The 19,434-nt window shown below is 56.5% G+C and carries 11 protein-coding genes; 4 read left to right on the top strand and 7 right to left on the bottom strand.

The genetic code is table 11. The features are described 5' to 3' along the window. Nucleotides 1-133 precede the first annotated feature (133 nt). Nucleotides 134-388 carry a hypothetical protein gene (locus tag KM934_RS07060; RefSeq protein WP_215759921.1) on the top strand — a complete coding sequence of 85 codons (255 nt, stop codon included), beginning with the start codon at nucleotides 134-136 and terminating at the stop codon, nucleotides 386-388. An 857-nt stretch (nucleotides 389-1,245) separates the two neighbouring features. Here the strand turns inward: KM934_RS07060 and KM934_RS07055 are convergent. From KM934_RS07055 to KM934_RS07045, 3 genes are read right to left on the bottom strand one after another with little or no spacing between them, the layout of a single operon-like run. Beyond that, nucleotides 1,246-2,634, bottom strand: a complete 1,389-nt coding sequence (locus tag KM934_RS07055) for a right-handed parallel beta-helix repeat-containing protein (protein ID WP_215759920.1) — start codon at nucleotides 2,632-2,634, stop codon at nucleotides 1,246-1,248. Nucleotides 2,635-2,688: 54 nt separating this feature from the next. Next, nucleotides 2,689-5,517 (bottom strand): TonB-dependent receptor domain-containing protein, encoded by a 2,829-nt coding sequence (locus KM934_RS07050; protein ID WP_215759919.1) that lies wholly within the window; start codon nucleotides 5,515-5,517, stop codon nucleotides 2,689-2,691. A 36-nt stretch (nucleotides 5,518-5,553) separates the two neighbouring features. Further along, a complete protein-coding gene (locus KM934_RS07045) occupies nucleotides 5,554-6,594 on the bottom strand; it encodes a metallophosphoesterase (protein WP_394369488.1) in 1,041 nt (346 codons plus the stop codon). Between the two features lie 316 nt (nucleotides 6,595-6,910). Here KM934_RS07045 and KM934_RS07040 point away from each other — a divergent pair, with 316 nt between their 5' ends. Further along, on the top strand, nucleotides 6,911-9,286 hold the full coding sequence (locus tag KM934_RS07040) for a TonB-dependent receptor (RefSeq protein WP_215759918.1): 2,376 nt from the start codon (nucleotides 6,911-6,913) through the stop codon (nucleotides 9,284-9,286). A gap of 400 nt (nucleotides 9,287-9,686) precedes the next feature. On the opposite strand, the gene KM934_RS07035 is transcribed toward KM934_RS07040, so the two are convergent. Next, entirely contained in the window at nucleotides 9,687-11,573 is a 1,887-nt protein-coding gene (locus KM934_RS07035; RefSeq protein ID WP_215759917.1) for a heavy metal translocating P-type ATPase, read from the bottom strand. A gap of 244 nt (nucleotides 11,574-11,817) precedes the next feature. On the opposite strand from KM934_RS07035, the gene KM934_RS07030 reads away from it, so the two are divergent. Next, a complete protein-coding gene (locus KM934_RS07030) occupies nucleotides 11,818-12,282 on the top strand; it encodes a MaoC family dehydratase (protein WP_215759916.1) in 465 nt (154 codons plus the stop codon). A 157-nt stretch (nucleotides 12,283-12,439) separates the two neighbouring features. On the opposite strand, the gene KM934_RS07025 is transcribed toward KM934_RS07030, so the two are convergent. The 3 genes from KM934_RS07025 to KM934_RS07015 all read right to left on the bottom strand — a co-directional run bounded on the left by KM934_RS07025 (nucleotide 12,440) and on the right by KM934_RS07015 (nucleotide 18,471). Next, nucleotides 12,440-15,661: a S41 family peptidase gene (locus tag KM934_RS07025; RefSeq protein ID WP_215759915.1), complete on the bottom strand. Its 3,222-nt coding sequence runs from the start codon at nucleotides 15,659-15,661 to the stop codon at nucleotides 12,440-12,442. Between the two features lie 94 nt (nucleotides 15,662-15,755). Further along, nucleotides 15,756-16,844, bottom strand: a complete 1,089-nt coding sequence (locus tag KM934_RS07020) for a phosphotransferase enzyme family protein (RefSeq protein WP_215759914.1) — start codon at nucleotides 16,842-16,844, stop codon at nucleotides 15,756-15,758. A gap of 73 nt (nucleotides 16,845-16,917) precedes the next feature. Then, entirely contained in the window at nucleotides 16,918-18,471 is a 1,554-nt protein-coding gene (locus KM934_RS07015; RefSeq protein WP_215759913.1) for a sulfatase family protein, read from the bottom strand. Between the two features lie 79 nt (nucleotides 18,472-18,550). Between KM934_RS07015 and KM934_RS07010 the strand changes: the two genes are divergently transcribed. Then, the gene (locus KM934_RS07010) at nucleotides 18,551-18,811 is read left to right on the top strand and encodes a hypothetical protein (protein ID WP_215759912.1); all 261 of its coding nucleotides are present in this window, start codon (nucleotides 18,551-18,553) and stop codon (nucleotides 18,809-18,811) included. The last annotated feature ends 623 nt before the right edge of the window (nucleotides 18,812-19,434 follow it).

Raw genomic sequence — 19,434 nt, 5'->3', positions numbered from 1 at the left:
GGCGGCTCTCGCAGTTCCTCACCCAAAGGCAAGCGGAGCCACACCAGCGCGAGCAATGGTCTACCTAAAAGCCTAAACAGCAATGCATCTAAGTTGTTGAGAAATAATTAATTTTACTAACCTTCTATAAATCATGAGATTCAAAACACTCTACCTTGCAGCAGTCATGCTATTAGCGGCGCTGCAGGTCGTTCACGCCGACAACGCTCCGTCGTTCTGGTACATTGAGCCCACCGACGTCATGACGGGCATAGAGCACATTTCCCTTCCACTCGACCCGAACGCCGCTGATGCCGCCGAAGCCTGCTACGACCTGGGCGGACGAGCCATACAGCAGCCGCAGAAAGGACAGGTCTACATTAAGGGAGGAAAGAAACACGTAGAGTAAAACCCATCGTTTCCTAAACACGAAACGCAACCAGCACCATAAGGCACGCCCCCGTAAGGAGCGTGCCTTTTGTGTTGTGTTGCGCATAGGGTTATGCCTTAATCCCAAATCGGCCATCAGGAATGGTTTAAGGTCGCAAATTGCGACCAAAGACATAGCGGACTATGTGGAGACGCGAATGGAAGCAAGATGACGAAAGAAACGCTGGCAAGAGTAGGAAAGAAACCATAACATCCTACGATTTACCCTATTTCGGTCTAATGACCGATTGGGGTTAATGTATGCGTTAGAGTATGATATTTTGGTGCAAAAGTTGTGCAGCGATTTTCGTTGAACGAGACAACGAAACAAGCGTTTTTTCAGACTCCTCGACAAAAATCTGCGTCGTGCAATCACCGTTAGGCATGTTTCGAGTTGCGATACCTACCTAACCGCACCTCGAAAGGCCATGTATCGAGGCTCGAAAGACCATGTATCGTAGCTCGGTTAGGCATGTTTCGCAGCGCAGAACGATTGATTTGGAACCACAAAATCCCACTTCTTTCGCTAACATCCTGTTTATCAATGGGTTGCATAACAACGCTGAGAATCGCGCATTTCCGCCCAATGCTTCGGTCGTGGACAAAAACAGTGTAGATTTCAATATAGATTGTCGCCAAAATTCGAAGTCGTCCTACATGGGGAGCGACCCGTAAAAGTCAACCCAAACGGGCTGAAAGCCCAATGAACTCCTTAGCCCAGGGCCAGACCCTGAACTAAGGAGTTCCGCATCTTCAGGGCATGCTGATTTTTACTATGGCACACCTCGTTTTTCGACACTCACATTTCGCCTCGATTTGTTGGGAAACAAATAAGTTTTATTGTAGTATGGCGCCAAAGCGTGTGGTGGGCAGGGGCGCCACGAAGTAATAGCTTTGGTCGTCGGAGGGCTGTGCAAACATCACTTTCTTCATGCCGAAGAAGGCCAGACCGTTGGTGAAGAGGGGACTGAAATCGGTTACGCCTCCTGTGAGCGCAGGGCTACCCTTCTGCAACTTGAAGCTCCACGCTGTGTTGAAGGGTAGCGGTGCTCCGTGGTCGGTGCGGTCGTCCTCGCAGTTGATATCCATCAGCGGATTTTGCCCAAAGCGCTCAAAGAGCGGGTTGAGTTGTCCGGGCTCAGCACTCCGGCGGTCGGTTGCAAACCACAGGCCGAGCGACGTTCCATAGGCCATCTGCTCCACACCTGCCTCAGTGGATGCGAAATAATAGTTGGGCGTGAGCCTGCTATGCTCCAGGTCGGCACCGTCTTGCTTGGGTTGCTTCAGCCCAAAGCGCGAATCGCAGATAAGATTGTTCACAAAGATGGGCTTTGCCGCCTTCTCAACCCATACAGATCCGCCCTTCTTGTTCTTCGACCGGCGCCATCCGCAGTCGACGATGGTGTTGTTGTAGACCGTCATCTCGGTGAGCGGAATGGTCTCGCTATTGCCAGCATTGGAGAGTTTGAAGGCGTTGGTGCATGCGTTGTAGATGAGGTTGTTGGCCACATCGAGCTTGCATCCAGCCTTCACATTGATGGCCTCGCCACCGTCGGCGGCATTGCCACTATCAGCAAAGATGTTGTTCACGATGACGCCATTACCACCCGTGAAGTAGGTTTGGTCGTTGTAATTGTCATGGAAGAAGCAGTTAGCCATGGCAAATCGGCCATTGACATTGCAGAAATGGAAGGCCGGCACGCCGCCGTCGATGGTGGTCTTGAAGAGCTTGTTTTGGAACGAAGCCGACGACTCGGTGGGCGTGGCGCCAGCATAAGCCACCTCCGCGTGGCTGAGCACCACCTCTTGGGCGTTGTATCCGCAGATAATGCCTCCCCATGCGGCCGGCTTCTGGTTGTCGGCGGTGAACACAACAGGGCGTTCGGCTGTTCCCATGCAATAGAGGTTGCCGAGCACCACAATCTCGATGGGCACCTGCACATCGGCCTTACAGGTAACAGTTACTCCCGGCTCAATGTAGAGCGATGTTCCCACGGGAATCTCCACACTCTCGCTGAGCGTGGTGTCGCGTGTCCACACGATTGATCCTACGGGATATTCGGCCAGTTGGGTCTTCACCACGTTGGTCGATCCATGGTTGGGAACGCTGTCGGTAGGGTTATTGGTGTAATCATAAGGATTGATGTTGTCGTTCTCGCATGAGGCGAGCCCGACGGCTGCAGCTGCCATGAACAGCATGCATGCGATGGAGTTTATCTTTTTCATTGCTTTGTTATTCCGTACTAATACATGTTCATTGAATTCACATCCGAGGTGCCTTTATAGCTTGCATCGCACCCCCACGAGGAAGGTTCGCCCATAGCGATAGGTACCCACGATGGTGCGGTCGGCGCGCTGCCCCTCATATTCGAGATTGCTCTTGTTCACCGTTTTGAGGTATCGCTCTCGCTTGGCGTCGAGCAGGTTGTTGGCCTTCACGAATACCGAGAGGCCGCAGGGCCATTGCTTCTCAGCGCTGAGGTCGAGCCCAAATATGGCCTTGTCCCACTGGTCGGCGTCTTTGAATGGCGACACGAGCGCCATTCGCGTGCCGGTGTAGGAGGCTGCGAGCTGTGCGTTCCATCCGTGCTGCGTGTCCTTGTAGAGCAAGGAGAGGTTGGCTGTGTGAGGCGCCTGGTTGACGAGTGGGCGCGATTGGGTTACGCCCTTCTCATATTCGGCGCTTCCCTGCTGGTATTGGCGCTTCGAAGTGGTGATCTTCGAGTGGGTGTAGGTATAGTTGGCCTTCAGTCCGAAGTGACGAATGTATTTGACGACATCAATCTCGAATCCCATGTTGCGGGCGTTTCCGAGGTTGTCGGGCATGTAATAGGCGTCGGTTCCGGCACCAATCTTACCATCGGAAGTTACAAACACCTGCTCTATAGGATCCTTGAGGTACTTATAGAACACGCCTGCCAACACCTGTTCGGTGGCCGACGGGAACCACTCCCATCGTAGGTCGATGTTGTCGATGCGCGCCCGCTTGAGGTTGGGGTTACCCTTCTCCTGATATTCCTCGCCCTGAATCTGGTAAGGCACAATCTCGTAGAAGCCCGGTCGGTTGATGCTTCGGTAGTAGGACAGGCGCACGTTCATCTGTTTGTTGGGCGTCCATTTGATGGCAGCCGAGGGCAGATAATCCCAATAGCTCTGCTCACCCACCTGCCCCATGTTGCGGAAGTGTTGGAGCATGGTGTAGATCTGGTTGGTGTGTTCGGCGCGGAATCCGGCGTAGACCTCACCCAACGGCGACTTGAGCGTCACCATGGCGTAGGCGCCACCGACATGTTCCTTCGAGTCGTAGTTGAGTTGCGATGCCTGCGAATAGGGCGTCTTGCAAACCCAGGAGATGGCGGCAAACTGGTCGTAGCCATTGCCATCGAGCTGCTGCGATATGTCGGCAGGATTGAAGATGTAGGAGTAGTAGCGGTTGCTACGCTCCTTACGTCGGTATTGGGCGCCCGCCTTCCAGAGCGCGTCGGCATGTTGGCCAAGCGGCATGTCGTAAGAAAGATTGAGGTAGCCCGCCCAATCGGTGTCCTTGTTGTGCTGGAAGCGGCGCTCGGCGCTCTTGGGCAGCGTCTTCGTGATGGTGTTGTTGCCGTTCCATATCGATCCCGCCACGGCGTCGCCCTCGGTGTTGGCCGTGCAACTCACGGTGTTGGTGAGCGTGATGTAAGTGCGGTCGGGGTCGTCCTCTTTGGCCTGCGAGAATATTCCCGACCAGTCGAGCGTCAGGCGGTCGGTCAGGTGATGGGTGCCCTTGAGGTTTGTGGCGAAGATGCTCTGCGTTTGCGAGAGCGAGCGCATCTCATCATCCTGCGTGTAGGAGTCGGCTCCTATATACTCTGTGCCTATGCCATTGTTGTATCTCACCCCCTTCGAGTGGGTGCGCACATACATATTGTACCACTCCAGCTTATGCGAACCGAGCGAGAGGTCGACCTTGGCGTGAAGTCCTGTGGTTAGGTCGTGCATGCTGTAGTAACGGTGGTGAAGATTGGATATGTACATGGCTTGCTCGCCCGACGCCATCTTCACCGAGTTGTAGGTTCGCTCAGTGCCGCGGAATGTGTTTTGCACGCTTCCGGCCACGATTACGCCCAGCCGGTTGTTCCAAAACCTATTGCCCACAGAGAAGCCACCCACGAAGTTGGGCGCAGGCATGGAATGGCTCTTCAGTTGCACCGGTCCCTGCTTGAAATCGTCCATTCCTGCCTTATAGTTGGGGCCAAAGGCCTCGTAAGGCGACTTGTGGGTATAGTCGGAACGGTTTGTCGTGAGGTAATCGCGCCCATCTTTCCAGAAGTAATCGGTGGCTCCTACGGCGGCGTTGGCTTGCAGTTGGAAACTGCTGGGCGCATCTTTCATCACCATGTCGACCACGCCACCGGCCGCGTCGCCTTCCATGTCGGCCGTGAGCGACTTGGCCACAACCAGGCGGTCCATGAGGTCTGACGGGAAGATGTTGAGCGGAACGTAACGGTTCTTGTCGTCGGGACTGGGTATCTTCACGCCGTTCACCAGCGTGTAGTTGTAGCGCTTGTCCATGCCTCGCAGAATGGCGTATGACGCCTCACCGCTTGCATCGCGCTCGAGCGTTACGCCCGACACACGCTGCAACACGTTGGCCACGTTGACATCGGGCGAGAGTTGGATGCTCTGCTGGCTCATCACGTTGAGCACACCCAGAGCGTTCTTCACCGTTTCCACGGCGCTTCGGTCGGAGCGACGCTCCCGTCGGCCTGTCACCACCACCTCGCCGAGCTGCTGGTTGTCCTCCTCCAGAGCAATGGCGAAGGTTCCGGCCTTTCCGGTTTTGCCGTCTTTCGAGTAGTCGCGGGCCACATCCACCACCACCTCTTGTGTCTTGTAGGAGATGTATGACACGACGAGCGTCACCCGCCCCTTGTCGGGCAACTCGTGGAGCGAGAACGAGCCGTCGAGTCCGGTGGTGGCCGTCACACCCGGCAATTCCTTCACCCGAATGACGGTACCGATGAGCGGCTCGCCCGTCTTATGGTCGGTCACCACACCATCGAGCGTGTGGGCGCTGAGGGCGGCGGTCATGGCGATCAATGCCGCGCCGATAAAGAGTCTTTTCATCGTGGTGTTATTTTGTTGATTAGAGTTTGCTTCTGCTTACTTGTTCTTCGTCACCGTGTGGATGATGTTTCCCTCCTTGTCGATCATCGACAGGCGCAACAGCTTCTTGTCGGCGGTGATGACCGTGAAGCCCTCGGCCGGGCTGCAAAACACGGTGCCGTCGGTGGGCTTGACGGGACGGGCCAACGACGATGACGAATTGACCACATAGTCGATCGGGTCGCCCTTCTTCTGAATGTGCTGGAAGTTGTGGATGTGTCCGCAAGCATACACGGCCACATTGTTATACTTATGAAGCACAGGCAACAGACGGCGCTGCATATCGATGCGCTCACTCTCCTTCTTCGTTGTGTAGGCATAGATGGGATGGTGTCCCAACACCACCACCCAGTCCTCATGGGCGTTCTTCAGCGTGGCGTCGAGCCATGCCAACTGCGCTTGTGCATCCTCCTTCGCCGCATCGGGATAGACGCCGGTGTTCTGGCGATAGGAGTCGATGAGCGGTGTGGTGTCGAGCATCACCACGCGGATGGTGGTGTTCTTATGGTCGAACACCTTCGTGTAATACTTGGAGCGCATCATCCAGCGGCGGCTCACCTGTCCGTAGTTCATGAACGCCTGCGTGTTGCCCCGATACTCGTGGTTGCCACACACGGCAAACCAGTCGAGCATGAGGTCGGGATGCGAATAGATCCACTCGAAATTGGTGAGCCAAAGGGGATCCTGCAACGAGGCCACGCCATTGAAATGATGAATGTCGCCCACGGCCAACACACACTCGGGGTCGACCGTTCCGGCCATCTCGCCCATCAGCTCGGCGATGGGCTTCTGCTCATAGTAGCCGTTGCGCCCCATGTCGTTGGTCATGTAGAGTGTTATCTCGCCCTTGAGCGTTTCCCATGTGGGTCTACTTGCATACTGTCGTGGGGTGAGGCGTGTGGGTTGCACCATGCTGCTCAGTGTGGCATTACCCTCATTGCCGGTTGCGACCGGTGTCGTTTGCGCTTTCAATGGGGCACTTGTGGCCATCAGCCATGCGGCCATCAGCAGGCCTCCCCACACTTTTCTTTTCATCATTCTCATGTTCATACTAATTACCTATTATATCTTTTATTATGAAATTCTAACAGGAAATGGAGTACGCATGCTGTGCGAACGAAAGGCTTTCGGGCTTCGCCGGCTGGGCAGTCATAGCGTTCTCCATTTTCGCTGGCAAAGTTACGGTGGGGTTGTTACGATGGCGTTACAACCGTTTGAAGAAACCCTTCACACCTGTTGCAATGCGGTTACGCACCTCGGGCGGTCGGTTCGCCTGAAGCCCATGCCCCATTTCGTCGCAGCGAAATTGCTTCTTGCTATAATAAATCGCCGTTTCTTGCGTTAACATCTATATATGAACCGTAGATTTCTGTTTCTCCTTGCGCTCCTCGCCACGGCCTTGGGCTGCGTGGCGCAGACGTTCACCCTCCGTGGCCGCGTAACCGACGGTGAGGGCAACCCCGTGGAGTTTGCATCGGTGACGTGCCCCAGCCAAGGGCGCGCCACTGTTACCTCGCTGCAAGGCCAGTATGAGCTGAAGCTGCTCTCGGCCGACTCGGTGGTGGTGAAGTTCTCCATGCTTGGCTATCGCACCAAGACCCGCGTGCTCCGCCGCCCCAAGGGCACCCAAACGCTGCAGGTAACGCTCAGCGAACAGGCCAGCACGCTGGGCGAGGTGACCGTGGCGGGACAAAAGATTCAGAGCGGGCAGACGCAAGACATCAGCACCAAGCCGCTCCGCAGCCTTCCCTCAACCACGGGCAACGCCGTGGAGGAGCTCATTCAGAGCCAGGCGGGCGTGTCGACCCACTCGGAGCTCTCGTCGCAATATAACGTGCGGGGTGGATCGTTTGACGAGAATTCGGTTTACATCAACTCCGTGGAGGTGTATCGCCCCTTCCTTGTGCGCAGCGGGCAGCAAGAGGGCCTGTCGGTCATCAACCCCGACATGGTGGAGCGCATAGGCTTCTCCACGGGTGGCTTCGAGGCCAAGTATGGCGACAAGATGTCGTCGGCGCTCAACATCACCTACCGCCGCCCCAAGCGCTTCGAGGCCGTCGCCACCGCCTCGCTCTTGGGGGGAAGCGCCTACGTGGGCTTCTCCAACAAGAAGTTGGCGTGGGCCAACGGCCTGCGCTACAAAACCACAAAGTACCTGCTGGGATCGCTGGAGACCAAGGGCGAATACAAGCCCAACTTCCTCGACTACCAGACCTACCTGAGCTACAAGCCCAACAAGCGATGGACGGTCGACTTCATCGGCAACATCGCCGACAACCATTACAACTTCCACCCCGAGGACCGCGAAACGAAGTTTGGCACCATGGAGAGCGTGCGCTCGTTCCGCGTTTACTTCGACGGCCAGGAGAAAGACCGCTTCCGCACGTTCTTCGGCACGCTGGGCATAACGCGCCATCTGGGCGATTCCACCTCGGTATCGCTCCTCGGTTCGTCGTTCTCGACGAGCGAGCAGGAGCGTTACGACATACAGGGACAGTATTGGCTCACACAGACCGAGACCTCAGAGAACCTCGGCGTGGGAACCTACTTTGAGCATGCGCGCAACTACCTGAAGGCGCATGTGGAGAGCGTGAAGCTGCTGCTGAAGCACACCGCTAAGCAGCATGACGTGGAGGCGGGACTGACATGGAAGCAAGAGCACATTGAGGAGAACTCGGTGGAGTATGAGATGCGCGACTCGGCGGGCTATAGCGTGCCCCACACAGGCACGGACCTCTTCATGATCTATTCGCTCCGGGCACGCAACGAGCTCAACGCCAATCGCCTGGAGACCTACGTGCAAGACACGTGGCGCTTCCGCTCGGCGGGCGAGCACACGCTCTTCACGCTCAACTATGGCTTGCGCTTCTCGCATTGGAACTACAACAAGGAGTCGATCCTGTCGCCACGCGTGTCGCTGGGCATCACGCCCTCTTTCAACCACAACGTAACGCTGCGCTTCGCCACGGGACTCTACTACCAGGCACCCTTCTTCAAGGAGCTGCGCGACACGTCGACGGTGGCTGGGGTGACCCGCGCCACGCTCAACCGCAAGATCAAGAGCCAGCGCTCAATCCACTTCATCGCGGGCATGGATTACCGCTTCAACATGAACAACCGGCCGTTTAAGTTTACCGCCGAGCTCTACTATAAGTTGCTGGGCAATGTGGTGCCCTACTCCATCAACAACGTGAAGGTGGTTTACTATGGCAGCAACGAGGCGTCGGGGCATGCCGCCGGACTCGACCTGAAGCTCTTCGGCGAGTTTGTGCCCGGCACCGACTCGTGGGTAACGCTGTCGGTCATGGACACGAAGATGAAACTCAACGGTGTGAAGGTGCCCATGCCCACCGACCAGCGCTACGCCCTGAACCTTTTCTTCACCGATTATTTCCCTGGCACCACGAGGTGGAAGATGAGCCTCAAACTGGCCTACGCAGACGGCCTGCCCTTCTCGGCGCCCCACCGCGAGCTGGAGACCAGCACCTTCCGGGCCGCCGCGTATAAGCGCGCCGATATCGGCATGAGCTATCGGGTGCTCAACAATGAGCACCGCGAGCGCAAGAGCGTCTTCCGCAACATCTGGCTGAGCCTCGACTGCCTCAACCTGTTGGGCATCAACAACGTAAACTCCTACTACTGGGTGACCGACGTGACCAACCAGCAATATGCGGTGCCCAACTACCTCACGGGCCGACAGATCAACGCCCGCCTGCTGTTCGAGTTTTAACCCCAATGGGTCATTAGACCCCCATTTACCCCTACGACAAACGGGCTGCAAGCATAGTGCTTACAGCCCGTTGCCGTATATTATGGGGATCATCCGACATTTGGAGTGAAAAATAACACACGTGAGTATTTACGCTCAGACGCGGTAACAACGAATTGCGCGAATTAACGAATTGATATAATCGTTTTACGATTACCAATTTGAACGAATTTTGGCTAACGCAATTAGGAAAATTCGAAAATTTGAGAAATTCGTTGTTACGCCGTCTGAGGCTAAAAGAAAAAACATTCGGGGTGAGAGAAATTCGATCAGACGCGGTCGCCGTCTGAGGCCAAAGCTATTAGAAGTAGTACGCACTTCAAGTCACTCCAAATGTCGGATGAGCCTATTATGGTTACCCTTATTTCGCTTGCAGGGCGCGTGTGGCGTTGAGCACAGCCAGCACCATGACGCCCACATCGCCAAACACCGCCAGTGGCATGCCTGCCCATCCGCACGCCGCCAAGGCCAGGATGGCCACCTTGACCGCAATGGCAAACCATGCGTTCTGGTGCGCTATGCCTATGGTGTGGCGCGCTATGCGGATGGCCGTGGCTATCTTCGAGGGCTTGTCGTCCATGAGCACCACGTCGGCGGCCTCAATGGCAGCGTCGCTACCCATGGCCCCCATGGCAATGCCCACATCGGCGCGAGCCAGCACAGGCGCGTCGTTGATGCCGTCGCCCACAAAGGCCAGGGTCGACGCGGCAAGCTGCTGACGGAGCAAGCGCTCCACCTGCGCCACCTTGTCGGCAGGCATCAGTTCGGCGTGGGTCTCATCTATACCCACCTTACGCGCCACCTCGTAGGCCACCTGCTGATGGTCGCCTGTGAGCATCACCGTACGCGCCACGCCCAACGCCTTCAGGTCGGCGATGGCTTGCGCCGCATCGGCCTTCACCTGGTCGGCGATCACCACATGGCCCGCATAGCTGCCGTCGACCGCCACATGCGCCACGGTGCCCACATGACCTTGGCATTTCTCACACACACCGACCGTGGCGCCCACAGCCTCCATCATACGCTCGTTGCCCACGCAAACCGCATGGCCATTCACCACGGCCTTGACACCCTGTCCGGCCACCTCCTGCACATCGCTGACGGTGCAACCGTCGTGCTCGCCAGGATAAGCCTCACGCAAGGCTGCGGCAATGGGATGGGTGGAATAGCGCTCCACATGGGCCGCCAAATGCAACAACCCCTCGGGGCTGAGCTTCTCGGGATGCACGGCGCTCACGGAGAATATGCCCTTAGTGAGCGTGCCCGTCTTGTCGAACACCACCGTACCGGTCTTGGCCAGCGTGTCCATATAGTTGCCTCCCTTGATGAGGATGCCCTTGCGCGCCGCACCACCGATGCCGCCAAAGAAGGTGAGCGGCACCGAGATGACCAGGGCACACGGACAACTCACCACAAGGAACGTCAATGCGCGATAGAGCCACACAGCGAAGCCCTCGGCGTAGCTCTCCATGAAGAAGGGCGGAATGAGGGCCAAGGCCAGCGCCAACACCACCACGATGGGCGTATAAACATGGGCAAACTTATGGATGAATGTCTCACTCTTCGACTTGTTCTGGCTTGAGCGCTCCACCAATTCAATGATCTTGGTGGCTGTAGACTCGCCAAACGCCTTGCGCACCTCCATGCGCACCACGCCCGAGAGGTTAACGCATCCCGACACCACTTCGTCGCCTTGCGTCACACGTCGGGGCACGCTCTCGCCCGTAAGGGCCACGGTGTTGAGGCTCGACGCTCCCTCGAGCACCACACCATCGAGCGGCACACGCTCGCCGGGGCGCACCACGATGGTCTCGCCCACAGCCACGGTGTCGGGGGCCACGGTCAGCTCCTCGCCCCCTCGCACCACATGGGCCGTATCGGGCCTGATGTCCATCATCTTGGCAATGGAGTGGCGACTCTTGTGTTCGGCGTAATGCTCAAAGAGCTCGCCCACTTGGAAAAACAACATGACAAACACCGCCTCGGCAAACTGCACCTCGGCACCCGGCAGGAAACCGATGAGCAACGCACCGATGGTGGCTATGGACATAAGGAAATCCTCATCGAAGGGGTCGCCCTCGCAAATGCCCTCCCAAGCCTCGGCCAGCACATCGTAACCAATGAGCAGATAAGGTATGAGGTAGACGATCAACTGTTGCCACACGGGCATGGGCACGCTACGGGTAAGCAGCCACGCGCCCAGCAGCAACGCGGCCGACATGATTACTCTTAATAATTTCTGGTTCATATTATCAGTCGTTTGTAATTGCCGGCAAAGGTATGCAATTACACCTGCAACCAGGTTGCAAAGTGAGTGGGAAGGCCCATGCAACGGGCTACAACAAGGTGCGGCGTAGTGTTAAAGATTGATAATTTGGTGAGCTATATTTGCTCACTGGCAGGCGTCTTGTGCAATTTTTAGTAACTTTGCATCATAAACACACACGGGTTGCCCAACACTTGTGGCTGCCCCCAAATGAACCATACTATTTATGAGCAAACTGATTATCAACTCCTACGAGGAGTTTGCCGCCTACGAGGGCAAGAAGCTCGGCGAGTCGGAGTGGCTGGAAGTGGACCAGAACCGCATCAACCAATTTGCCGACGCCACACTCGACCACCAGTGGATTCACGTCGACACGGAGCGCGCCAAGGAGGAGAGCCCCTATCACAGCACCATAGCCCATGGCTACCTGACGCTCTCGCTCCTGCCTTACATGTGGAACCAGATCATCGAGGTGCACAACCTGAAGATGATGGTTAACTATGGCATGGACAACATGAAGTTTGGCGTGCCAGTCATCACAGGCAGCCGCGTGCGCCTCGTGACCACGCTCTCTAAGATAGAGAACCTCCGTGGCATCTGCAAGGTGACCATCAAGTTCGCCATCGAGGTGGAAGGCCAGCGCAAGCCAGCGCTCACGGGTAACGCCATGTTCCTCTATTACTTTTCATAATGGGGAATGTTGAATGGGATCTCTACCATTCAACATAAAGAAATCGCCCTCGCAGCACACAAGCTGCGAGGGCGATTTGTTTATCCCCAATCGATCATTAGGCCGGATTGGGAAGATTATTAGGATGTCATAGCTTCTTTCAATGAGCTATTTGGGATTACTTCTTCAGCATTTCCTCCACGGCGCGACGCAGTTGCTGGTCGTCGCCAGAGAGTTGCTGCTCAGGCGTATTGTACACGGTGATGTCGGGAATGAGCGTTTGGTTCTCGCCATACTTGCCGTCCATGCCGAGGCATCCCACCTGCGGAATGCCAAACACGGTCTGTCCATCGAGCATGGTTTCCCACCACACGGCGGTCATGGTGCCTGCCACGGGCGCACCGATCACGGGACCGATGCCAAGCTTCTGGTAGACATAGGGGAAGCCGTGGCCGTTACTGTAGTCGTCCTCGCAGACGAGCACACACGAGGGCTTGACCCACTTGTTCCAAGGATCCCAACCGATAAACTGGCCTCGGGGCACAAAGCTCTGGTACTGGCGGCCGCTAAGCAGCGTGCAGAGGTCGTCGTGGAGCCATCCACCACCATTGTGGCGCTCGTCGACGATGACGGCCTTCTTCTGGCGGTTGGAGTCGCTGAGCAACTCGGAGAACACGGTGCGGAAACTCTCAGAGTCCATGGCCTTCACGTGGACGTAGGCAATCTGGCCGTTCGACCACTTGTCGACCATGGCCTTGTTGCGGTCCACCCAACGGCGATAGAGCAACTTGCTCTGCTCACCACTGCTGATGGGCTTCACCACCACTTCGCGTCCGCCCTTCAGCATGACACGCACGGGGCGTCCCACCTTGCCGTCGAGCATGGCGTTGTAGTCCTTGCCGGCCTCGATCTTCTCGCCATCGATGGCCTCGATGATGTCGCCAGCCTTCACCTTCGTGTTGCGCACATCGAACGGACCACGGCGCAGCACCTCCTGAACCTTCAGGCCATCGCCCTCGTAAGCGGGGTCGAAGAAGAGGCCGAGGCATGCTGTGGACAGGGTGTAGCCATTGCCCCAATAGGTGGAACCCGTGTGGCTAACGTTCAACTCGCCCAACAGCTCAGAGAGCATCTCACTGAAATCGAATCCGTTATTGATGTAAGGCAGGAATTTCTCGTAGGTGGTGCGGTAGTAATCCCACTGCACTCCGTTGAGGTCCTCCACATAGAGCTTGTCCTTCACCTGCTGCCAGGCATGGCTGAACATGTATGCGCGCTCCTGGTTGGGGCGGTAGTTGAAGCGGGCCTCGAAGCCGATGTTGGTGGTCTGCGAGTTGGCGAGCGTGAACTTTCGGATGCTGCCGCCACAGAGATAGAGGTTCTTCACATCCTTGTCGGGCACCACTTGTCCGCCGATATTCTTGGCCACGAGCTGTGTGCGTCCCTCGCGGAGGTCGTGCTTCCAGAGGTCTGATCCGCCCTCGAAGCGTGCCTGGTAGTACAAGGTGCCACCATCGGTGGTGAGCACAGCGTCGCCCATGTGCGAAGAGTTGACGGTGAGGCGAATCACGCGGTCGCGGCAATTGTCGAGATCGAGCTGCAAAGCCTCCACCTTCTCGGGCTTGACAGGCTCAGCCGAGGCGGTCTTGGCCTTGTCCTTAGCCTTCTTCTCGTCGTCCTTCTCCTTTTTCTCTTCCTTCTTCTGCTCTTCCTTGCTGGTCTCCTTCCAGCGAGCATACTCCTCCTTGCTCATGCGGAACTGGTCGTAGGCGTCGACATCGAAGAACATGATGTAGGCGTCATCCTCCGTTCCCCATGATCCATGGCTGCGGTAACCGGCGCGGTCGCTCTGGAAGAGCATGGCCTTTCCGCCGAGCACCCACTTGCCGTTGGTGTCGTTGTAGCCACTGTTGGTGATGTTGCGAATCTCGCCCTTGCCATCTGCGGGCACGAGGGCAATGTCGCGGTTGTTCCATCCGCCTGTTCCGATGTAGCTGGCCAGCAGCCAGCGACTGTCGGGGCTCCATGAGAACCACTGGTCGCCATCGGAATAACTATACATGTACTTGCCATCCATGAGTTGGCGCACCTTGTGGCTCTTCACGTCGACAGCGCAGAGGCGTGTGCGGTCTTCGAGGAAGGCCACGCTCTTTCCGTCGGGGCTATACATGGGTTGGAAGCTGGTCTTGTTCGACTTCACCAGCTGCTCCTCCTCAATCTCGGTGGCGTAGGTGAACAGATCCTCCTTCTTGTTCTTGATGGTGCTCTGGTAGATTTGCCAAAGGCCATTGCGCTCGGCGGCGTAGACGATGCTGCGTCCGTCGGGCGAGAAGTCGATGGAACGCTCCTGCTCGGGCGTGTCGGTGATCTGCTTGGTGGTGTTATAGTCGACGCTGGTCACATACACGTCGCCGTGCATGACAAACGCAATCTCCTTTCCGTTGGGCGAGACGGCAATCTCCGAGGCGCCCGAATAGCGGAGCTGGCGATCGAGCTCAGCATCGATGCGGTCGGCGGTGACACTCACGTTCACCTTGCGGGGCTCCTCACCCTCGCGCAGGGTGTAGAGCTCGCCGTCGTAGCCAAACGAGAGCGTGCCGTCGTTGGCGCGTGTGAGGAAGCGCACGGGGTTGCCCTTGAAGTGGGTGAGCTGCTGCTTGGCCGTGCCGTCCACGCTGGCGCGGTACACGTTGAACGTGCCATCCTCCTCACTCAGATAATAATAGGCGTCGCCATTGCCCCACACGGGGTCGCGGTCCTCACCGGCGAAGGAGGTGAGCTTGCGGTATTTGCCGTCGCGAAGCAACCAGATGTCGCGAGTGATGGGCGAGGTGTGGTGCTTGCGCCACTGGTCCTCCGATCCCTTTTGGTCGTAATAGAGCACGTCGCCCTTGCTGTTGATGCTGGGCGCTTTCAGCGTGAGCTCCGAATAGAGCTTGGGGCGGCCGCCATTGACGCTGACGCTATAGATCTGCGGGAAATTGCCATTGGCGAAGAAGATGCTCTGGGCCGTGGGCATAACCTGCGACTCGAAGAGCACATGGTCGTTGTCGAGGAAGGCCACGGGGGTCTCCGATCCGCTGCTGGTGGTGAGCCTGTGGGGCGCCCCACCCTCGCGTGGCATGATCCACACGTCGCGACTTCCCTCACGTGTCGACACGAAGGCAATGTTCTTACTGTCGGGACTCCACACGGGATAACTGTCGTAGGCGGAATGGGTGGTGAGTTGCTTGGCCTGTCCTCCGGCTACGGGCACGGTCCAAATGTCGCCCTTATAGGCAAAGGCAATCTGGCTACCGTCGGGTGAGATGGCGCTATGGCGCATCCACAGTGGGGCTTGTTGTGCCATGGCCGCCGAACTGATGGCAAGCGCTGCGATGGCAAGAAGATGTCTTTTCATAGATTATAGATGTGTGAGTTGGAAACGAAACCGCCCACCACCCCCTTCTCTTATAGCAGCAGAAGGGAGGGGTAGGCGGAAAAAGGGCCCACTCTTAGATGAGCGTGCGGATGAAGTTATCCATCATGTCGTAGTTGTCGGTAACACGATGGTAGAGCGCTTGCTGGTTGCGTGTGCGCACCAGGTTGTGCTCAGGATAAGCAATCTTATAATAGGTGTCGCCATTCAGGTAGTCGGCGAAGAAGCGCACGCACTGCATGAAGGGGAAGAGGGCCACGGCATAGGGCAGGTTCTCGACCTCAACGGGTGTGAGGAACGAACGTGCCGACTCGATGTAACCCTCGGTGAAGGCGCGGAAGATGTCCTGGTTGAAGCCCACGTTCTCGATCTTGGGATCGTCCTCTGCCACGAAGTTGGCACCTGTGCGGAGGAAGTCGCCATAGTCGGAGAACACGAAGCTTGGCATGACGGTGTCGAGGTCGATGACGCAAAGCACGTTGCCCTGCTTGTCGTACATCATGTTGTTGACCTTCGTGTCGCAATGGCAGATGCGCTTCGGCAACTTGCCCTCGCGGAAGAGGCGCTCGGCCTTGCACATCTCGTGCATGTCCTTCTGGAGGTCGGCGATGATGTCGGCCACGCCAGCCACACGTCCAGCCTTGTCCTGCTCGATGGCCTCCTGCAACTGGCGTGCGCGGAGCTCCATGTTGTGGAAGTCGGGGATGGTCTCGCCCAACTGCTCAGGCAGGTCGACGAGCATGCTCTCAAACTCGCCGAACGCCTTTCCGGCGTTGCGCGACGAGGTGGGATCCACCTGCTCGTAAGTGACAGCTTCGGGGATGAACACCGAGACGCGCCAGTAGCGGCCCTCGTTGTCGAGGTAATAGGTCTTACCCTGCTGTGTGGGCACGAAGCGCAGCACCTTGCGATCGATGTCGTCGGCGCCGGCAGCCTCGAGCTTGCGACGGATGTGACCGGTCACAGCTTCGATGTTATGCTGCAAGAGATCGACGTCGGTAAAGATATTGTTGTTGATGCGCTGGAGCACGTAGTCGGGGGCGTCGCCCTCGGTCACTACACGGAAGGTGTCATTGATCAGGCCATTGCCAAGCGGCTTCACGCTTTCCACCTTTCCCTCAATGAGGAACTGCGAAAGGATGTTGTCTAAGTTGAATGTAGACATAATGTTAGGTTATTTATAGGTGATTAGGTAGTGAGGGCGCCAACAAGGCGCCTCTCACATGATATTTATTGGTTTAATACTCGTCGACCTTGAGGTTCTTGCGATAGTCCTTGAGCGCCTTCTTCAGCTCCTTGGTGATCTTCTCGTAACCCTTCTTGCCGTAGAGGTTGTTGAGCTCGTTGGGGTCGTTCTGCATGTCGTAGAGCTCCTCGTAGTCCACAGTGTCGTGGTCGCCCTCCATGGGAGCGCCATAGAAGTGGATGAGCTTATAGCGGTCGGTGCGCACGCCGTCGTGACGGCGCACGTGGTGCTCTGCGGGATAGTCGTAGTAGTGGTAGTAGATGCTCTGGCGCCAATCCTGACCCTTACCATCGAAGAGATCGAGGAATGAGCGTCCCGACATGGTCTCGGGCTTCGTCACGCCAGCCACGTCGAGCAGCGTCGGCGCAAAGTCGATGTTCTGCACCAAGTGCTTGTCGACCGTTCCTGGCTTGATGGCCTTCGGATAGCGCACCACCAGCGGTGTGCGGAGGCTCTCCTCATACATGAAGCGCTTGTCGAACCATCCGTGCTCACCCATGTAGAATCCTTGGTCGGAGCAGTAAACGAGGATGGTGTTGTCGAGCAGGTTGTGGTTCTTCAGGTATTCGTAGATTTCACCCACGCTCTCATCCACCGAGTGGATGGTAGAGAGGTAATCGTGCATGTAGCGCTGATACTTCCACACCGTCAGGGCGCTATCGGTGAGGTGGGCGTCGAGCATGGCGCGGTTGCGGGGACTGTAGTAGGCGTCCCAGGCCTGCTTCTGCAGGCGGTCCATGCGGTCGAGCATGCGGGTGCGCATGGCGTTGTCGATCTCAAACACCTTGTTGTCGTAGGCCAGCTGCATGTGGCGTGCGATGGTCATCTCCTGCTGCGAAGCGCAGGTGCCGCGTGTGGCATAATCGTCCCAGAAGGTGGTGGGCAGGGGAAACTCTACCTTGTCGTAGAGGCCCAGATATTTCAGGTTGGGCATCCAGGTGCGGTGGGGTGCCTTGTGCTCCACGAGCAGGAAGAAAGGCTTCTGCTCATCGCGCTGGTTGAGGAACTCCACGGCATGCTCGGTAACGATGTCGGTGGCGTAGCCCTGCTCGCGCTCATACTTGCCGTTCGAGTCGTGTGAGAGGACGAGTGGGTTGTAGTAGTCGCCCTGGCCTTCGAAGATGCGGAAGAAGTCGAAACCCTTCGGGCGGCACTGCATGTGCCACTTACCCACAACGCCCGTCTGATAGCCGGCGTCTTGCAAGAGCTCAGACACGAAGGTCTTGGTGGAATCGATACCCTTGCCGAGGGTGCACTGGCCATTCTGGTGACTGTAGAGTCCGGTGAGCAGACAGGCTCTGGCGGGAGTGGAGAGCGAGTTCTCCACGAAGGCGTCGTCGAAGCGTGCGCCCTCGTTAGCCAAACGGTCTATGTTGGGCGTGGGTGCCAGTTTCGACACCTCGCTGCCATAGGCCGAGATGGTTTGGAACGAGTGGTCATCGGTGATGATGAACACAATGTTAGGTCGCTGCGTCTGTGCAGCGGCATGCAGTCCGCATCCTGCCATGAGCATTGCGGAATAGAAACGCATGTTGTCCGATTTCATTAGCTATTAGGTATTATTCATTGGGATGCCCGCACGGGTGCCCATAATTTGTTGCAAAGTTAATACAAAAAGGTGAACCATGAAACCTTTTCGCCAATTTCTTTTCCTCAAAGCGCGCAATTCTTTCGAAAGTGTCGCTCCCATGTGCGCAGCCTTCCACCCCATTGGAACCGGGAAGAAGGGTGCGGAGGAAGGGAAAGGGCGTCGATTGGATCGGGATTTCTCAACATCAAGCACCACGCTCTTTACGACAGGAGTGCTGGCCGCCAATGGAAAGCTCCACCATTCCGGGCGCAGCCTCCATCCTGCCTTATTCAAATATCGCAACAATCTATATTGAAATCTACATTGTTTTTTACGACCGACCATGCCTTCGGTCGCAAATACGCGATTCTCACGCAAGTTTCGTAACCACCTGACCACTAACGCTTTATCATTTCAAGAGCTCTCTCAACACCCCAAAATTCACCTTCCGCATTGCGAAACATGGTCTTTCGCATTGCGAAACATGCCTAACCTCACCTCGGAACATGCCCAATCGAGGCTCGAAAGATGGCCAATCGTAACTCGAAAGATGCCTAACGGCAAATTGAGAAGTCGGTTTTTGGTCGCCCATCTCGTAAAATCCGCGTTTTCGTGCGCTATTTCACGCAAAATCATCTACCAACTTTTTCACCAAAAAGCAGGACAAACGCCTTTGCGTTTTGCAACCGTCAGTTCACCCGTCGCCCATGGTCCAACGCTCCGCGCACAACCTATTGCGGCTAAATAACGGTTCGTATCTCCCCGAACAAGTATAGCCTCAGACGATGTTCCGGGCGCTAATCGCTCATTATTGTTGTCCCCCTATTTTCTCTTACGCCGAATGTTTTTATATTAAGCCTCAGACGGCGTAACAACAAATTTCTCGAATTAACTCTAAGTTTGCAGAAGAATGCGACGCAGTCGCATAAATGTTAAATA

Source organism: Hallella faecis (genome assembly GCF_018789675.1).
GTDB lineage: Bacteria > Bacteroidota > Bacteroidia > Bacteroidales > Bacteroidaceae > Prevotella > Prevotella faecis.
This window is presented reverse-complemented; position numbering and strand designations above follow the sequence as displayed.